Genomic DNA, 17,874 nt, shown 5'->3' on the forward strand with positions numbered 1-17,874 from the left:
TCTTTCCTCCTATTATTCATTGACTAACGGAACGGTAATCTCAATACGCATCCCTTTACCCGGAGCGGTAATGAACTGAATGGAGCCTCCGATTTCATTAATCCGCTCCTGCATGTTCGACAAACCATAGGAAGCTTGTTTGGTGTCGTCCATCTCAAAGCCGATCCCATCATCACGCAACGTCAAGCGAACTGTATCTCCCCGTCTATGCAGCCGGATTTCCATTTTTTCTGCTTTCGCATGACGAAGTGTATTAGAAATCGCCTCTTGGACGATACGGAACAAGTGATTCTCTACCCCTTTTAACAGCTGCACATCAGGGTCCATTTCAAATACAATTTCGATTGGAACCTTGATCTTAAGCTCCTTGATCAATTCCTGCAGACCTTGTTCGAGGCCCTTTCCTTCCAAATAAACAGGTCTCAAATGCAGCAGCAATGCCCTCATCTCCGATTGGGCTACGGCAGACATTTCTTCTATAAGCGCAATTTGCCGCTGGGCTTTATCGAAATCCTTCTCCAATGTCCGGCCTACCGCCGTGGCAGTCATGGAGATTGCAAATAGCTGCTGGGAAACAGCGTCGTGCAGTTCACGCGCAAGCCGCTGCCGTTCCTCCATAATAGCAGATACCCGCGCCTGCTCCGCAAGCTTCGCGTTATTCGTGGATAACCGCTGCAGCGTCGTCACTTGATTCTCCCATTTGCCGCTAATCCGGCCAAGCTGTTCTCCGAGCCTTCCCAGCTCATCATCACCTAGATCCGGCATGGACAGCGTCAAATTTCCCTTTTCCCATAATACGAGGGTCTGCCTAAGACGTTCCAACTGCCGCTTCACACGAAAGCTCTGATAAAAGCCATAACCAATCCCAAAGCCCATTGGCAGAAGAATTAGGGTGACGGCTGTCCGCACGCCAAACTTCCAGCTTTCAAAAGGCTTCAAATAGCCATATGTATACATGACATACATTATCACAAGCAGCATGACCAAAGAGAACAGAGCCCCCTCACCCATGCTACGTGATATCATGTTTTTGTTCTTTTTTTCCATGCGGGGGACTCTCCCTTCTCTATCAAGCTTTTCAGGATAATCGTACATCTAGATCTCCCATTAAATAAGAAACACTAAATTTCACTTTGTATTCACTGCTGTCATAATTAGCTGATTTCCAATTCAGACGGTTCAACATCCCTGTATCTCGCTGGTTGCCGAATTCAATGGACCCAAAGAGCACAAAAGCTTCAATTTCCACGCCGTAATCATCGGACAGGTTAATGTCCATATCGCCAAAAATCCCTTGAAACAGCATGACCGTTTCCTTATGATCCGCCATAGCTAATGAAAGATCCACATCGGCCTCACCCAGTACATGCCAAGAGCTAAGGCTGTGCATCACCCAAGGTGAGCGGTCCCAGTCAAATCTGGATGAAAAGTTCTGCTTCTGCATAAACCCTTCCTTACGCTGTACTCTTTTGGATTTGGTAAAAAACATCCCAAGTGAGATTAAACAAATCCCCAGCACGAGCACCAAATGGTCCAGCAAAAGCAATACAGCACCTATCCCGAGCAGTTTATAGCCCTGCTTTACTTTGCCTGATGTCGTACGGTAGACTCCCAGCAGCAGGAACAGAAGCGCGACAATGGAGAAAAAGCCGAGCCATCTACCAAAAATCATCATGCAGCCAACAGCAATCAGTCCGATGGCAATCAAACGGTTTCGTTTATCCATTTCGCACCTCCTAAAAGTTTTGCGAAGCAAAACTCATTTTATACTATCGGTTAGATATCCGTCACTATGATGAGGAATATTATCACCGTTAAATATTATAGCTAGCCGCTATAAAAGCCATATCGGTATGGAGATCCATACCGTATGGCTTCTTCTTGTCCAGCATATCATATCCGTCCAAGTTTTAGGAACAGGATTTATTGTTCTTTTTTGTTTAGAGAAGGAGCCGCGGGTGTATCATTCAGCTTGTTTTTCAGTAGTGCCAATTGCTCATCCACTTTCAGTTGCTTCTCAACATCAACGGGTTTGCTATAAGCAGCGGATGGGCTGTAAGGTGCACGCATTACATCTGCTTCAGCCTCAAGCTGCATAATTTTCTCTTCCATCCGGTGGAATCCGAGTGATGCACTGCCACTTTCAATGGAATGTACGCTGCTGATTTGCGACATTTGTTTTTTAGCTTTAGCCATTTGAGCACGGGATACAAGCTCGTTACGTTTGTTGCGCAGCTTGTAGAACTCATCCTTCATGTCATGCAGTTGTTGCACTAATTCCTTAGCGTGTACTTCAGCTTGTGCGTGAAGATCACTGTACTCCACTTGCTTTTGGTCAAAGTAGATTTTTTCTTCCAACAGCTTGCGAGTTACTTCTTCTTGGCCATTTTTCAGTGCCAGTTCAGCTTGTGATCCACGTTGTGCAGACATTTTTGCTGCTTCTTCCACACGTTGCTTCATACGGCGTTCGTTAGCCATTTGTTTAGCAACTGTTACTTCTGCTTCGTGAATTTCAGCCTCCATATCGCGCAGATATTGGTTAAGCATTACGATTGGGTCCTCTACCTTATCCAACAAGTCATTTACCGACGCTTTTGTCATATCTTTAATTCTTTGAAATACTCCCATGATTTACAATTCCCCTTTCTCATATTTAGACAGTTTTTGTTTGAGTTCTTCTACTTCTTTTTGCAAAGCCTTCTTCTCAATATCCTTCATCATCGCATCCAAACCGGAGTCCGGTGCGGAATAAGCGTTGTTCTTCTCAAAATTAGGATTGTAATTTGGCTGGCGTCCATAAGGTCCATATCCGCCAGTAGCTTGTGGTCCGTGTCCATGTTCCGGTCTGCCTGAGTAGGGTCCGCCGAATGGGCCACCCGGTGCCCCAGGCCCTGGTCCAAATGGATTATAATGCGTCGGTTCCTTAGGAATGACCATTGCTGCAATGAAGTATACCGGAATCACCGCACCACCTGTAAACGGAATGCTGACCAGTAATAGAATCCGGAATAACGTGGAATCAATACCGAGTGTCTCAGATAATCCACCTGCAAGACCCGTCATCACTTTATCTCTTGTTGAACGATACAATCGACTCATAGCGCTACTCCTTTCCACCATTGTTCAGTTTCTCCTTTAGGCGAGCCATTTCTCTTTCGAGTACGGTCGCTACGGTCTCACCCGCTTGCACCGCATATTCCTGTCCCATGCGCCGCAAATCACGCAAGCTCTTTGCTTCTAATTCCCAATCCGACATCTGATCTTCCAGACGTCCGAACATTTTGGGAACATCACCACCATTGCCATAAGCACTGGCTCTTTGATTCATCCGTTGCTGCAATCGCAGCGACTCCATTCGTGCCGAATAATACTGACGTTTGCTGTACACCGTTTGATACTCTATTTTCAGCTCATTCAGCTGAGCTTCAAGTTCAAACAAGGATTGCTTGCTCTGTTCTAGCAGCCCGCTATATTGCTCCAGTTTTTCCTCGTGAATGATCTTTTCTTGTAAAGCCAGCTTCGCGAGATGATCCTCGCCTGCTTTAAGTGCCAACAACGCCTGCTCTTCACGTTTGTTTCTCATGGCAGTTGCTTGGTTCACTTGCTGCTGCAATTGCTTCGTGTGGGAAGCATATTGCTGGTACAGCCTTTCAGCTTCACTGATTTCCTCACGGGTTGAATGTAGAAATTGATCAATTAGTTTCACGGGATCTTGGCTTTGCTCCAGACGTTCGTTTAGATTAGCTACAGTAATATCCCTCATGCGACGAAAAACACTCATGATCTCCTGCTCCCTCCCTGCTTCTTGTTTAAGTACATTGCTTCTTAATAAGTACCCTTGTTACTTCTGCCCTTTAATGCTGATACGCCCCAGACGATCAACGCCACTCCTAGAAGTGGTCCAATGATCCAGGAAAGCTTCGCGATCAGGGACATCACACCAATGAACATCAGTACCCAACCAATAATCTTGCGTCCGCTCTTAATCCCGTAGTACCCGAGAACAACCAGCAATACCGGGAAAAGTAATCTGAACATTCCGTGGATCAGAGGAAGCGCAATGCCGAGCAGCATAACCGCACCAATCACAATCAGTACAACCGCTAATCCGTTTCCTTGTCTTCTTTGCATTTTTTCTCACCGCCTTTCGTTGTCCTTAACCTTATAGCCTTATTCTAGGGTAAATCGCAGACTTTCAAAACAGACCAACGACGGTTTTTCGTACTGGACCTTAGTCGAGGTAGCTGTACGACTACAGACCACTGTTGGGCTAGTTGTAGCTCATAACCAACCTTTGCACATATAAATGGGAATGCTACCCATCAAAAATTAAAAGGACACCACCCTATATAGGTGATGCCCTTTTGAACTTTCCTTTAGGGTTAACTATGTGGCTCTTTATCAAAAAACCTCGCTCCGTAATCTTTCAATAATAGTCTTCTTAGATATGCTGTGGTAACACAAAACGGGTACTACAATAGAGACCAGCATAAAGGGGATTATACTAAGTAAAATAGGGGTTAATGTAAAAGTCCAAGTAAAATAATCAAGTTCTGCTCCCATTGCGGGTACTAGGGTAGTATTTGCCAAGCTTCCTAGCACAATCGAAAACATCAGCCCTAGGAAGGCATACCCGACCCCCTCAAAGATAAGCATTTCTTTTACCTGCTTATCCGTCATGGCTATTGATTGCAGCATGGCAATTTCTCGTTTTCTGGTTAAAATAGAAGTTTGCATGGAATTTATGAAATTCAGAATCCCAATAACACCTAGCAGAATACAAAATGCACCTCCTACCACCTCATACATAAAGATTAAACTACGAAAGGTTTCTCTAGAAGTATTCTTCGAATAGAAATCCAATCCGGTATCCGTATGTAAGCAATAGTCCTCCAGCCATTTTTCTGTCTGAGTTAAATGTTCATCATCTACGTTAAAGATTGTATACATTGGCAGCATAGAATCTGCATGGGCAAGCAGTTCATCCGAAGGCAACAAATACTCTAATCCTATATCATAATATGCCACTGAGTGAATAGCTCCCGGAAAATCAACAATGGCAAGCACTTCATATTCCTTTTCCTTTTCGTTTCCAAAACTCACTTTAACTTTATCTCCCGGATGATAAATGCTGCTTGTACCATCTAGGAATTTCTTACAGTTAGTAACATAGATTCCCTCTCCGTTCTCCCAGCGTTTTTGATCCAAAGCTCCTTCCTTTACTTGAATCATCTGTGCCGGCCACTCACTGAAACCAAATGTATTCACTATTGATCTCCGTTTCACCATTTCCTGAGAACTCAGAAATTCCTCTTGGTCCTTTTCATTCATCAAGCCGACTTCTCTTTTCAGCGCAGACATTGCCTGATCACTTAAATTTTGTGTTAAAGGGAGTACATAAACATTACCGCTATTTTCAAGCCCGTCCAATGACTCTACTTGTTTTATGAACTCATTGCTTACACCGGAAGTATCAAATGGAGGCGAATTATTTATGATCGAAGTATCAGCAACCGTAAAGTCCGAAACAGACTGAAACTCAATGAACTTATTAAAATCAAAAGAATGCACAAGACCATAAGTACTATTAAGAATAACCAAACTAAGTGTAAAAGAAAGCGTGACGATGATCACTTTTCGGGGGTTCCTCTTTAAATTAGCCATTGCTAGACGAACGGATGTTATTGGTTGAGCTTTTTTCTTTTTTCTTCTTAGTTCTCCCGCCTGTTTTCCTTCAACATAACTTAGAGCTTCTATTGGAGAAACCCTTGATGCAACCTTTGCTGGCCCTAAGCAACTTAATAACACTGTGCAGAGGCTGGATATAGCGGCAATAGCAAAAATAAGCGGGTGTACACTTGTTACGACGCGCATATCTTCACCAAAAATATCGATAATAGCCGGAACAAGAAAACGACCGATCGTCCAACCTATCACTAGTCCAAAAGGAATACCGATACAAGCAAGATATATTGCCTTATAACGAACCATTCTTTTGATTTGTTTTGAAGTTGTCCCAATGACTTTTAATAAACCATAAGATTTAATTTCTTGTGCAATTGAAATATAGAATATATTGTAGATTAACAAATATCCAGCTAAGAAAATCACTGTGATTACAAGGAAACCTAGAAGTATATTTTGAGGTTCAGATCCTAGAATATCATAAGAAGCGTTAACAGTTATTTGACCATCAAAATCACTTCTGCTGGCAAGTTGTTCAGATTTCGTTTCAATATCCCACGTATTCGAAAACCAAAATTGACTGTTGATATAGCCTGAGTACACATTGGGACGGTTGTTCCATGGTTCAGTTGCCACAGGAGCTATTAAATCTGCATATTCACGAGAAAGCCAAATATTTTGACGCCAAGAGAGCGGATTTCCATCCCAAATTCCACAAACGGTAAAGGTATCTGTTATTGTTTTTTCATCTGTTTTGAAGGTTAACGAAATAGATTGACCTAATGTATGGGGAAGACCCAGCGCATCCAATACCAAGGTGCTTACACTTATGTCTTTCTTTTGCTGTGGCATGTTTCCAAGCTGTGGTAAGCTATACGCCCATTTTGCATACTTTTCCTCACCATACCTCACTTCTGTAGGTAACTTAGAAAAGGCAGCCCCCTGTGCATCACCGATAAGAACCGAATAGGAGATGTCCTTAATCATTAAATCTGAAGAGACTCTTTTATACTCAGGCATAGACATTTGATGAAATCCACCATGAGCATTGCTCCCCGCGATTCTCATCTTGTTGTCTTTCATTGACTCTAACAAACTCCCTGCAATAGTAAATACACTGGTGAACATAATCGCAGCCAAGGCTATTGCCAGAATAGCAAAATAATTTTTGCTAGATTTAAGAGAGCGCTTTGCCAATTTTTTCATAGTTTTTCCACTATTGTGTTTCAAAGTTCCCACCTCCCTTGCATTATTATTCCGCTTGTCTTAGCTGTTCAATAACACTTGAACGGGAAATAGATTTGTACAACAAACCAGGAATTATAGAACAGATCAACAAGACAACCCCCGAATATATGATTAAAGAGGTAACCGGATATCTAAACACTCCATAGCCTATATATTCATGCAATATATTAAAGACCAGATAACTAATGCCACTACCCACTATTAATGTAAGAACAAAGGCAATTAGAGCAAACCAGATTCCTTCAAAGGTGATCAGCCATTTAATCTGCTTCTTCGTCGCGCCAATAGATGCTAGAACAGCAAACTCCTGTTTTCTGGATACAATGCTTACTAATATAGTGTTAATAAAATTCAAAACACCGATGCTGCTTAAAATGATAATGATAACAATAGAAAGATTGGAAAAAGACTGCTTTAAGTCAGCAAACGCTTTTGCCTGTTCAATTTTTGAGGTGCGTGAAATGCTGCTGTCTCCGCTTGTAAGGAGTTTGACCTCATTCAACACATCCTGTTCTTTTCCTTTTTGCGCATTAATCTTAATAGAGTAAATCACAGCATCAGAATGATATTTGTTGATAACATTATTTGACACAATTAGCCATGGAGCAGCACCACTATTCATAGCATCACGTTCAAACGTCATTTGACCGCCAATTTTCACCTTATAGCTCTTGTTGTTGTCAATTACCGTAAAGGGTATCTGTACACCTATTGGAATGCCATTCCCATTAATATCAGTTACCAATGCTATCTTCCCTTTGGAAAAGTCGCTTAAATTAATCGGGTTCTTAGCAGTACGGTTATACTCCTCCAGTTTTTTATCATCAATGCCGATCAATAAACCCCAAAAGTTAGTTTTAGGATCTTCCTCATAATGTTTTTTATCTCTGAGTTCCTCATTCACACCTGCACGAAATTCATTGTAATTTCGCAGCCACTCACCATGAGTACTATCTGAATAATGCTGGAAAATAGATACTACCGTCGTTCGTTCGAGTTCACGGATCCCGTTTACTGCGGAAATTTGCGACAACAACTCAGGAGTAAAGTGCTGCTCCTCTGTTGGATTAAAACTGGCTCTGGTCATTTGGTTATACATAGCAATGTCGTATTTAACCTCTGCATTGATGTATTCCTCCGCACTGAAGGATTTTAGAAATGTGGAAAGCACCACAAGTGCAGTGCTGCCTAAGAAGAGCGTTAACACAACAAAAAGCAATCTTTTTTTACTACGGAGTATATTTTTTAACGACATATACGGTATTTTCGCGCCATGTCTACCTCTTGATTTTTGTTTTCCGGATTGTGTATCAGTATGTTTCGACGCTTCAATCGGAGAAATTCTCCCTGCCTTCTTTGCAGGTGCTCTATAGCTTAAAAATAGAGTTAACGCTGAGAAAAATAGGGCCAAGAGCAACACCCATAAGTTGACTTGCCTATCTATGGATGAGAAACCCTCATACGAAGATAAGGCAAGCGGCACTACGTAAAATGAAAGCCCCCATCCCAACAGCATCCCCACAGGCAGGGCAAAAAAGGCTACTTTAGCAACACTGTAATAGACAATTCGCTTGATTTGCGCACTAGTCATTCCCAGCATTTTCAGCAGCCCATAAAATCGTACGTCTCGAGTAATAGAGATATACGCAACGTTGAAAATAATAAGGTATCCATCAAACATAAAAAACAAAACCATTATTACTGCAACCAGTGAATCCTTGACATTCATATTCAATTTACCGTCATATGAAGGAATCAACTGCTGATTTCCATCCAAATCAATGGAGGCTCGAATCTGCTCGATTTTATCGTGATAATGTCTGGTATCTTTAAATAATAACCCTACAAGATTCGGCACTTCCTGCGGATGTTCTCTTAAAAATGTTTCTGAAAAAAAGACAATTCGATTGTTTTCAGAATTGATATTTGCCGTGTCCTCATAGAATCCAGACAGAGTAAAGGGAAGGCTCTGAACCTCTGCGTCGCCGTTTTTTGAAATATCACTGATAGCAACAGACAATGAAACCTCCATTCCAGTCTGCGGCTTTGAGTATCCCAACCTATTCAACAGCCATGTTGACATCATGATTTCATTGCCTTTAGCAGGATAGGTACCCTGCATATTATCTACAAGTGATCCGCTATATTCCTCCCAATTTGTAGAACTGATCATCTGTATATCAATCCCAGCCTGTCCCTTATTATTGACAAGTGATCCCATTTTGGTTTGAATATTCATTTCAGGCTTTAAAATATCAAATTTACTTAATAAATCTAATTGATTCTGTGTTGGACGACTCAAAATAACATTAGCACTTGTCCCGGTTTCTTTCATTTCTTGATGTTTAGATAATTTCAAGTAACTGTAAAATGTGCTGCAAGCTGCTGTAATCAGAATGGTCGTAAGAATGATGGCGCATGCCAATATAATATTTCTGGTTTTGTTTGCCTTATAGTATCTCTGAAATAATTTTCGGATGACGGATGAAGAATGATTTCTATACATTTTTTCCCTCTCTAATCCACGATTTTCCCATCCTCCATACGGAGAATCCGATCAGCACGCAAGGAAATTTCGTTGTTATGTGTAATCATAATGATTGTTTGATTTAGTTGGTGACTAGTCATTTCCAGCAGCTTGATTACCTCTTCACTTGTTTGACTATCCAAATTTCCAGTGGGCTCATCGGCAAGGATAATAGCGGGCTTCATCGCTAAAGCCCTTGCAATTGCTACACGCTGTTGTTGGCCCCCAGACAAATTGTTGGGTAAATTATTCAGCTTCTCCTTCAGTCCTAACATCCTTACAATGATGTTCACATACTCCTTATCCACCTTGTTTCCATCAAGTTCAATCGGCAGAACGATATTCTCGTAGACATTAAGTATCGGCATTAGATTATAATTTTGAAAAATGAACCCGATATTTTTACGTCTAAAAATCGTAAGCTGATCACTGTTCATCTTTGACAGTTCTTTCCCATTCACTTCTACGGTGCCAGAGGTAGGATTATCAAGGCCCCCGAGCATATGCAGTAGCGTAGACTTACCGCTGCCGGAAGTCCCAACGATAGCCACAAATTCACCTTGCTCCACACTCATTGTTATGCCATCCAACGCTTTGACAGGGTTTGGTTCACTACCGTAATACTTTCTCAAGTCGTTAGCTTTTAATATACTCATGCACAACCCCTCTATTTCTTTAGAATATCTGATGATAATAAATGTGATTATTCCCCATATGCCCTACTGTCTTTTATGATGTGGTATACAAACGATAGTAAAATTCCTCTTCCTGCATTAATTGATGATGTGTTCCTCTCTCTATAATTTGACCTTCTTTCAAAACAGAAATTATATCTGCACCTCGAATTGTAGATAAGCGGTGAGCTATGATAATAATTGTCTTTCCCTTAAATAGTGATAGAATCTGGTCTGTTATTTCATGCTCTGTATTGTTATCCAGCATTGAAGTAGCTTCATCGAAAACCATGATAGGTGCATCTTTAAAAATGGCTCGCGCGATAGCTAAACGTTGCTTTTCCCCACCGGATAAACGGATTCCATTCTCTCCTATAACTGTATGCCATCCATCCTTTAAGCCATGCACCAGATCGTATATGTTCGCTCCTTTTAATGCTCTTTCGACTTCTTGATCAGTGACACTCTCTTTGTTTAAAACGATATTATTATAGATAGTATCGTTAAGAAGAAAAATATTCTGACTGACAATACTAATCTGTCTTCTTAGACAATCTAATGTATATTCAGAAATCCTTCGCCCATCTAATGTTATTGTTCCGGCAAGGGGCTCCCAAAGACGAAATATGAGTTGGATAATAGTAGTTTTTCCTGCTCCGCTTGGCCCAACGATAGCGTGAATGGTTCCCTCGTTAACGGTGAATGAAGCCTTGGATAATATTTCTGTTTGATTGTAGCCAAAGCTCACATCTGAGAACTGTATTTGTCCATTAATTTCACAACTTAATTTCCCGCTATCTTTAATGGTCGATTCTCGAGTTAGAAGAGTGTTCAGTCTATCCCACGATACATAACTTGATGCCAGATCAGCACTAATATTTAACATACTCATGACCGGAGAAATCAATCTTTGAGTATATACCTGAAAACTAAAAAGATCCCCAATCGTCATCAGTTGTGTGATGACATTAAATCCTCCCCATCCAACGATTGTGACTGTAATAATCGAGCTAATAAAATTCATAAGTGAATTATATTTAGCCATTGCTAAAGTTGTATTGATTTTAGCTCTTGTGAAATCATCTTCATTTCTTTTAATCTTTTTATTTTGAAATATTATCAGTCCGTTTTGGACAAAATTCATCAAATTCATAATTAATTCCTGCAAGGAACTTTGCAACTTTATAATCGAATGCCTACTATCTAAGGTAGCTTTTTCTATTTTTTTGTTTGACGATATTTGTAGAAAAATCATCAGCAGAATAAGGCCAATCATGACGATCGACATGTTATTTTGTAATTTGAAGATGAGAAATAACACACCGATGATCTTTATGAAGTTATATGCCATTGTTAGTAACTGTCTCGCTAAAATATCTGCTATACTCTCGACATCCTGAAGAACTAGAGTAAGCAAATCGCTACTATCTGCATAGGTATAAAATTCTCCAGACTGCTTACAAATACAATCCAGGCATTCTTCTCTTATTTTTAAGGTGATTTCCCTTTCTAGCTTTACAGTTAAATTCTGCGAAACAATCATGCTAATATACCCAATAATACTGACAACTAGAATAATAGATATATACTCCAATAAAGACGACAGATCTTTGTTGGATATAGATTGATCAATAATTTGTGAAATAAGATACGGTGTTAGAAGAGATTCTATGGTGCTAAATAAAAGACATAGCCCGATTGGAAAATAAAATTTACGTGATCCCTTTGTGTATTTCCATATTTGTAATATCATTTTTGTCTGTCTTATTTTTAACACCTCTCAGTGTGTCACTAATACAACTGATTGTCTCCAGCATAAAAGGGGTTATATTTTTCAAATCAAGTCTTACCCTAAATTCCTCTTCCAATGCCTGTATTAACGGGACGACAGTTTCAGGTACCATAATCCCCATTTCAAAAAGACTGTCATTAGCTTTCAGAGTTTCATCTATTATGTTCTCACCCGCAGTTGTAGAGACTTGTCTAATCAATTGTTCGATTTTTGCATAAACGACGTTGCTTTCTGCAAATTTAGCATTTCTTCTTTTATAACGATGTGAAGATATCGCTGCTTGCAATTCACGTTCTATCCACTGACTCTTTATACATTTATTAGATAAATTTCGATAAATATCTTTTATAACTGCATAATTTTCTAACATGATTGTTCTAGCAACTAAACCGGACCCCACAGCTGTTGCCTTGCTATTGCCTGAGAACACAAAATACTTTCCGAGTTCCGGGTTAGTAAAAACAGGGGTCATATCTGTTATTAGTTGTATTGTTTTATGTGAATTGAACCAAAATTCATTTGGTGAAGGAAAAAGACTTCCTCTTACCCCTAAAACTGAATCGAAAATGGCTGGTTCGCTTAACTTATATCGATTTCTTACAGCGGAAACTACAACTTTATTTTGTTTTAGCAATTCATCGCATATTTCTTTTATTTCATAGTTATCCTCATCCAGTAAAGATAGACTTAAGTTTATGATATGGCAGTCTATAGTAAGGCAATATTCCAGTGCTTCTCTTAATATTTGTGAACTAGTAAAGCCTTCGGCATCCAAAATAGAGATTGAAATGAATTTTGAGTCTGGACATATAGACTTGATTACTATAGCGCATGCAGTCCCATGCCCTGAACGATCCACTTCCTGCTCTTCTTTTTGAAATGAAATTGAGTCTATTAATCGCTCACCAATGAGCGTGGCCCTTATACCAGAATCAATAATCACTACTATGGGCTCCATAATGTGCTCCTGTTAAAACAATATTTTTAAACCACTACTGAGTTCCAAGTAACGAAACCCGGCAGTGGTTTTATATAATAAAATAAATCCCACAGTTTACAGAAAGTTATATATTATGCAAACCAATTATTTTTAGGTGTATATATCGTGTCATATTTTACACAACCCTTTGTGTTCCCATTAGATTTACCAACGAATTTATTATGTTCAGTACAATCATCATCACATCCTTGTCCCTGAACATTAGATTGGTTGATTGTTATTGGATTTTTAATTTTTTGCACATTTAACATTCGATTATTTCTCCTCTCGTTTTTTTAAAATTTTATTTAAGCTTAGCCAAGTGGATTCCAACGTGGAGTATATTGATAAGTGGACCAACAACCCGCTGCGCTACCATCGGCTTCTTTTTTTCCAGCCCATACTTTAACTTTGCAGTCATCTTTACATCCTTGAGCTTCTACATTGGAAGAAAGGGTGGTTTTTCTTGTGATTTTAGTGACCTTCATACGCTCAGTCCTCCTTTCTAATTTTTTTTTTAATGGGGTGGGATTTATTCTACTAACGCAATTAAATAATTTTGACTAGTTCTTCAGTATAAATTGCCGATTCAATAAAAATGTGCTCTAGACAACACCTTGTTCCAGATGCTTTATTAAAATCACCTGTTTTTATCCGATTAATAATTTTGCATCTGGTGGTTGTACAATAGTGATATCGTTCACAACCATCACACTCTGCTATGACTCGATTATCCTCGGAATGAATTTCTACTAATTTTTCTTCATCTATTCCTTCAAAAATGTTTCCAATACAAAACTCTTCTACCCCGTTTGCAATAATACAAGGATAAAGTTTCCCATCTGTATCTATAGTCAATGAGCCAATTCCACCATCACAAACTGAATTTTTGGTTTTGTTAGGCGCATCATTTATAAATCCAACATCAAGTGTTGTGCTTATTTCTTGGTTATTGTGCAAATAAGATGTAATAAGCTTGCACTGTTCCAAAAGTACTTCAAGTGATTGTTCATCCCATTCCCTATCATTTTCATCCGGTACTGGCATTATATTTTGAAATCCCAACCGAATTAACTCAATAACACCCTGATTTAGCTGTGATACATTTGAGCTGGTCACAGTCATTCTGGCTACTGCATCTGGTCTTCGTTCTAGCAAACGCGATGCATTCTTTTTAACTAAATCAAATGAACCGGAGTAATTTTTATAAACTCGATTTTGGTCGTGTGCCTCCTTGGTACCATCAATACTGATTGAGACATTTTCGTATTCATTAGATAAAAGTTCTAAAATTTCATCATTTATAATTGTTCCATTGGTTGTAATCGAAAACTTTGCTTTTGGTATTGTTTTTTTGGTTTTATTTATAAATGATTTTATTTTTGGAAAAACCAACAAGGGTTCTCCTCCGTGTGTCACAATATTTATTTTCTGATCATTTATCTTCCTCATGTGTTCTAGTAAAAAGCCTGGTATCTCATTAATTATTTCTCCAGTAATTTCTTTTGAAAATTTTTCTCCTTCATAACAATAACTACATTGCAGATTACAGTCTCTTGTAAAAAAAATAGTTACATTGATTGGGATCAGCTCCTCATAATTTCATCTTTACGCCCATACTGACTCTAAAAAACTCTTCATTCCCATACAACGTTGTTCAAAATCATCTGGAGACTTCAAATCTACAATCTCGTGTATACAACTCCAACAGAAGTAGTTAACGTTACAAGTTTTACATTTTTCCATTTGTTCCGGTTCATATTGTTGCAAGCTGTCACTTAAAAACTGTTTGTCACTTAAGACTAAACACTCTTCCAACGATGCTATGTCCATGATATCCCCAAGTTTATGTTCGGGTTCTATGAACAAATTGCATGGATATATTCCGCCATCACTCTCAATCGTGAGTGTTTTACACCCTGCTGCACAGGAACATGTATAGAATTTCTGATCTTCTTTTTCCCATTTATCTTTCAACGATATATCCACACTGGTCTTTTTAGAGACTGTGGTTGTAAGCAACTCTTTATTCTGCTCTGCTTGTCCAACAAAACTTAACGCTCGTAGGATCCCTTTACAACCCAACCTTTTATTAAGCTCAAAAAATTCATCAACATAATTTTGGTTGGTAGCGCTTAATATCATAGAAGTTGTTATTTTATGAAATCCATTTTCTTGTAATAAATGAATGGCTGACACTGCTCTTTTAAAAACCCCTTTACCTCTGACCACTGAACAGGTTTCTTCGTCCACTCCATCCAAACTAATATCTATACTATTAATCGAATTTATAATATATTTGACGTTATTTTCGTTTATTAATGTCCCATTAGTCATTAGAGAAATATGACCATCAAAGTTAACTCTTAAGTAAGTAATGATTTCTTTAAAATCTGTTCGAACCAGCGCTTCTCCACCTGTTATCGTTATCGCCTCGGGGTTAGCAGCAATTATTTTGTCCAGAGCAGAGATTATCTCTTTCGTTGTAAATTTCTCATTTGTAGCACAGCTATCAACATTGACCATACAATGCTTGCAGTGGAGATTACATCGATTTGAAATAGCAAAGCTGACATCATGCAGTCTTGTCTTTGGCGTTTGAGAGTCAAACACTTCTATTCTGCTTAGAGACTGAACTACTTCGGACATATACTCACGATCCTCATCATCCGCCATTGCGTCCATTAATTCCCCAAAACTATATTTGCGTTGATCACACTCATTCAGAGTTTCTTGACAGACTCTTGGAATCTTAACCCACTTCCGATTAAGTCTATTAAAAACAATAGCTAGATCATTATTAAATAAAAACTTTGTATTGGGGGAAAAGCTTATTACATCTTTTTGTTCCAAAGTCCTTCTCTCCTCTACATAGATCTCTTGAAATATTCATTTTTTTCTTCAGTTTCGTTGTAAATTTTAATTGCATTATTAAAATAGAGATTTTTTGGTGCCCTTCTATATTCCATGTTATTCCAAAAATTTACTATTTTATATAAAAAAATTCGTTTACAATGTTTTTTTTGAGGACTATACTAACTATTTGTTCTAGAAAATTACATTTAATATACAATAAAACATTTTTAAAGATTATAAAGAAAAGTCCACTTTCAACTGTCTACTAAATAAAAATCTCGCTTTCGAATAAATCCCGAGAATGTATAATGATCAAATAAGAAACAAAGGAGAATTACTATGAACATACTGATCGTTGAGGACGACCGTAGTTTAAATAAAGGGATCGCTCTCACTCTTTCTCAAAACAATGTCATGATCCATCAAGCCTACGATATTGCCGCGGCGGAGCATATTTTCGCAGTTAACCCTATTGATCTCATCATTCTGGACATCAATCTGCCAGACGGAAGTGGGCTGGACTATTGCGAGCAACTTCGCAAGACCTCACGCGTACCCATTATTTTCCTAACCGCCAATGATATGGAGTCCGACATTATCACCGGTTTTGCATTGGGGGGCGATGACTATATCACTAAACCATTCAGCCTAATGGTGCTTCGCGCCAGAGTAATGGCAGTGCTCAGAAGAACGGAATCACTAGGGACTGGAAAAATAACATTGGGTCCCTTAGAACTCGATTTTGAGAAACTGGAGTACAGCAAAAATAAACAATCGCTCCAGCTGAGCAAAACTGAGCAAAAACTGCTGCGGCTGCTGGTGACGAATACGGGCAATATTTTGACCCGAGAACAGCTGATAGACAAGATCTGGAGCAAGGATGCCGAATTTGTGGATGAAAACGCATTGACAGTAGCCATCAAACGGCTGCGTGCTAAACTTGAGGATGACCCGGCAGCACCCAAATATATCAAGACCATTTACGGACTTGGATACATGTGGACTGAAGGGCAAAAACCATGAAAACCAATAGCCCACCTGCTAATTTCAAGCAAATTCATAGGCTCTTTTTACTGATCATCCTTATACTAGTGGCCTGTTTTATCGGCAGTATAATGTTTCTGTACGGGTTCGACCCCACTCTGCTCCAACTGACTTCTCTATTTATCATCTGTATATTAGCTACAGGAGCCGTATGGGTCTGGTTATGGAACCGCCAGATCGCAATCTATATACAGACCTTGGATACTGCGATTGAACGGGCTATACATGACCTGCCGCCACTCACTAACTATGAAGAAACCGCTCTGTCTTCGATGGAACATAAACTAAAGCGGTATATAGGGATGGCTAAGGCGAATGAACGAAATATTCAAACAGAGAAAAACAAAATAAAAGAGCTGATCTCGGATATCTCCCATCAAACCAAGACCCCCCTCTCTAATATCATGGTATTCAGTCAGTTGCTCGAAGAGATGCCCGGACTAAATGAGAATGTCCGGCACTACATACAGCACATTAAAGCGCAGTCAGATAAGTTGGATTGGCTGATCCAGTCTCTAATCAAATTATCACGTTTGGAAACAGGAATGATCTCCCTACAGCAGATTGAGGCGAAACCGCTCATACAAACTCTGACGCAGGCTTTATCCCAGATTTATGCACAAGCGGAAAACAAACAAATTACGATCAATATTGACTGCGGGATACACATCTTAGCCTGCCACGATGTCAAATGGACAAGTGAAGCACTATTCAACCTGCTCGAGAATGCTGTGAAGTACACACCACATAACGGACAAATTTCCGTTCTTGCTGAAAGCAACGAGATGTTCACCTGTCTCCACCTTACCGATACTGGACTTGGAATCCCCAGCGAAGAAATCCCTCACATCTTTAAGCGGTTTTACCGAGGAAAGCAAGCGCGTGAATTCGAGGGGGTCGGCATCGGGTTGTTTTTGTCCAGAGAGATTATCACGGCGCAAGGCGGCCATATCAACGTCATTTCTGAAACTGGAAAAGGTACAACCTTCTCTGTTTACCTGCCCCAGCGCTGAAATAGAATGTGTCATTATGGTCAGAATTCAGACACTCTCCTGTCAGATTGATTTGC

The 17,874-nt window shown here is 39.5% G+C and carries 17 protein-coding genes; 2 read left to right on the forward strand and 15 right to left on the reverse strand.

What is annotated here, in order from left to right:
* Window positions 1-12: 12 nt before the first annotated feature.
* From MKY14_RS17460 to MKY14_RS17530, 15 genes are all read right to left on the reverse strand, one after another.
* Entirely contained in the window at window positions 13-1,047 is a 1,035-nt protein-coding gene (locus MKY14_RS17460) for a sensor histidine kinase (protein WP_076130326.1), read from the reverse strand.
* Between the two features lie 31 nt (window positions 1,048-1,078).
* Window positions 1,079-1,726: a cell wall-active antibiotics response protein LiaF gene (liaF, locus tag MKY14_RS17465; RefSeq protein WP_036685537.1), complete on the reverse strand. Its 648-nt coding sequence runs from the start codon at window positions 1,724-1,726 to the stop codon at window positions 1,079-1,081.
* Window positions 1,727-1,923: 197 nt separating this feature from the next.
* Window positions 1,924-2,628 carry a PspA/IM30 family protein gene (locus MKY14_RS17470; RefSeq protein ID WP_036685540.1) on the reverse strand — a complete coding sequence of 235 codons (705 nt, stop codon included), beginning with the start codon at window positions 2,626-2,628 and terminating at the stop codon, window positions 1,924-1,926.
* Between the two features lie 3 nt (window positions 2,629-2,631).
* Window positions 2,632-3,099 carry a PspC domain-containing protein gene (locus tag MKY14_RS17475; RefSeq protein WP_076184838.1) on the reverse strand — a complete coding sequence of 156 codons (468 nt, stop codon included), beginning with the start codon at window positions 3,097-3,099 and terminating at the stop codon, window positions 2,632-2,634.
* Between the two features lie 4 nt (window positions 3,100-3,103).
* A complete protein-coding gene (locus MKY14_RS17480; RefSeq protein ID WP_036685541.1) occupies window positions 3,104-3,781 on the reverse strand; it encodes a PspA/IM30 family protein in 678 nt (225 codons plus the stop codon).
* 44 nt (window positions 3,782-3,825) lie between these two features.
* Window positions 3,826-4,131, reverse strand: a complete 306-nt coding sequence (locus MKY14_RS17485; RefSeq protein ID WP_076130307.1) for a LiaF transmembrane domain-containing protein — start codon at window positions 4,129-4,131, stop codon at window positions 3,826-3,828.
* Window positions 4,132-4,401: 270 nt separating this feature from the next.
* A complete protein-coding gene (locus MKY14_RS17490) occupies window positions 4,402-6,915 on the reverse strand; it encodes an ABC transporter permease (RefSeq protein ID WP_340976977.1) in 2,514 nt (837 codons plus the stop codon).
* Window positions 6,916-6,937: 22 nt separating this feature from the next.
* The gene (locus MKY14_RS17495) at window positions 6,938-9,439 is read right to left on the reverse strand and encodes an ABC transporter permease (RefSeq protein WP_340976978.1); all 2,502 of its coding nucleotides are present in this window, start codon (window positions 9,437-9,439) and stop codon (window positions 6,938-6,940) included.
* An 11-nt stretch (window positions 9,440-9,450) separates the two neighbouring features.
* Complete coding sequence (locus tag MKY14_RS17500) at window positions 9,451-10,116, reverse strand: ABC transporter ATP-binding protein (RefSeq protein ID WP_076130305.1); 666 nt, start codon at window positions 10,114-10,116, stop codon at window positions 9,451-9,453.
* Window positions 10,117-10,189: 73 nt separating this feature from the next.
* A complete protein-coding gene (locus tag MKY14_RS17505) occupies window positions 10,190-11,887 on the reverse strand; it encodes an ABC transporter ATP-binding protein (RefSeq protein ID WP_217696564.1) in 1,698 nt (565 codons plus the stop codon).
* Entirely contained in the window at window positions 11,847-12,884 is a 1,038-nt protein-coding gene (locus MKY14_RS17510; protein WP_340976979.1) for a S8 family serine peptidase, read from the reverse strand. Before MKY14_RS17510 ends, MKY14_RS17505 begins: the two co-directional genes overlap by 41 nt.
* Window positions 12,885-12,997: 113 nt before the next feature.
* Window positions 12,998-13,177 carry a hypothetical protein gene (locus MKY14_RS17515; RefSeq protein WP_076220402.1) on the reverse strand — a complete coding sequence of 60 codons (180 nt, stop codon included), beginning with the start codon at window positions 13,175-13,177 and terminating at the stop codon, window positions 12,998-13,000.
* Between the two features lie 42 nt (window positions 13,178-13,219).
* Window positions 13,220-13,393 carry a hypothetical protein gene (locus MKY14_RS17520; protein WP_175620029.1) on the reverse strand — a complete coding sequence of 58 codons (174 nt, stop codon included), beginning with the start codon at window positions 13,391-13,393 and terminating at the stop codon, window positions 13,220-13,222.
* 61 nt (window positions 13,394-13,454) lie between these two features.
* Window positions 13,455-14,495 carry a radical SAM/SPASM domain-containing protein gene (locus tag MKY14_RS17525; protein ID WP_339248807.1) on the reverse strand — a complete coding sequence of 347 codons (1,041 nt, stop codon included), beginning with the start codon at window positions 14,493-14,495 and terminating at the stop codon, window positions 13,455-13,457.
* An 18-nt stretch (window positions 14,496-14,513) separates the two neighbouring features.
* Window positions 14,514-15,758, reverse strand: coding sequence for a radical SAM/SPASM domain-containing protein (locus tag MKY14_RS17530; protein WP_076220400.1), 1,245 nt, complete (start codon window positions 15,756-15,758; stop codon window positions 14,514-14,516).
* Between the two features lie 342 nt (window positions 15,759-16,100).
* Here MKY14_RS17530 and MKY14_RS17535 point away from each other — a divergent pair, with 342 nt between their 5' ends.
* Both MKY14_RS17535 and MKY14_RS17540 read left to right on the forward strand, forming a co-directional pair.
* Window positions 16,101-16,784 carry a response regulator transcription factor gene (locus MKY14_RS17535; RefSeq protein WP_076130304.1) on the forward strand — a complete coding sequence of 228 codons (684 nt, stop codon included), beginning with the start codon at window positions 16,101-16,103 and terminating at the stop codon, window positions 16,782-16,784.
* Window positions 16,781-17,818, forward strand: coding sequence for a sensor histidine kinase (locus MKY14_RS17540; RefSeq protein ID WP_076280288.1), 1,038 nt, complete (start codon window positions 16,781-16,783; stop codon window positions 17,816-17,818). The genes MKY14_RS17535 and MKY14_RS17540 overlap by 4 nt, the downstream gene beginning before the upstream one ends.
* Window positions 17,819-17,874 lie beyond the last annotated feature (56 nt).

Source organism: Paenibacillus sp. FSL R5-0887 (genome assembly GCF_038002305.1).
In the GTDB taxonomy this organism is placed as follows: domain Bacteria; phylum Bacillota; class Bacilli; order Paenibacillales; family Paenibacillaceae; genus Paenibacillus_AQ; species Paenibacillus_AQ odorifer.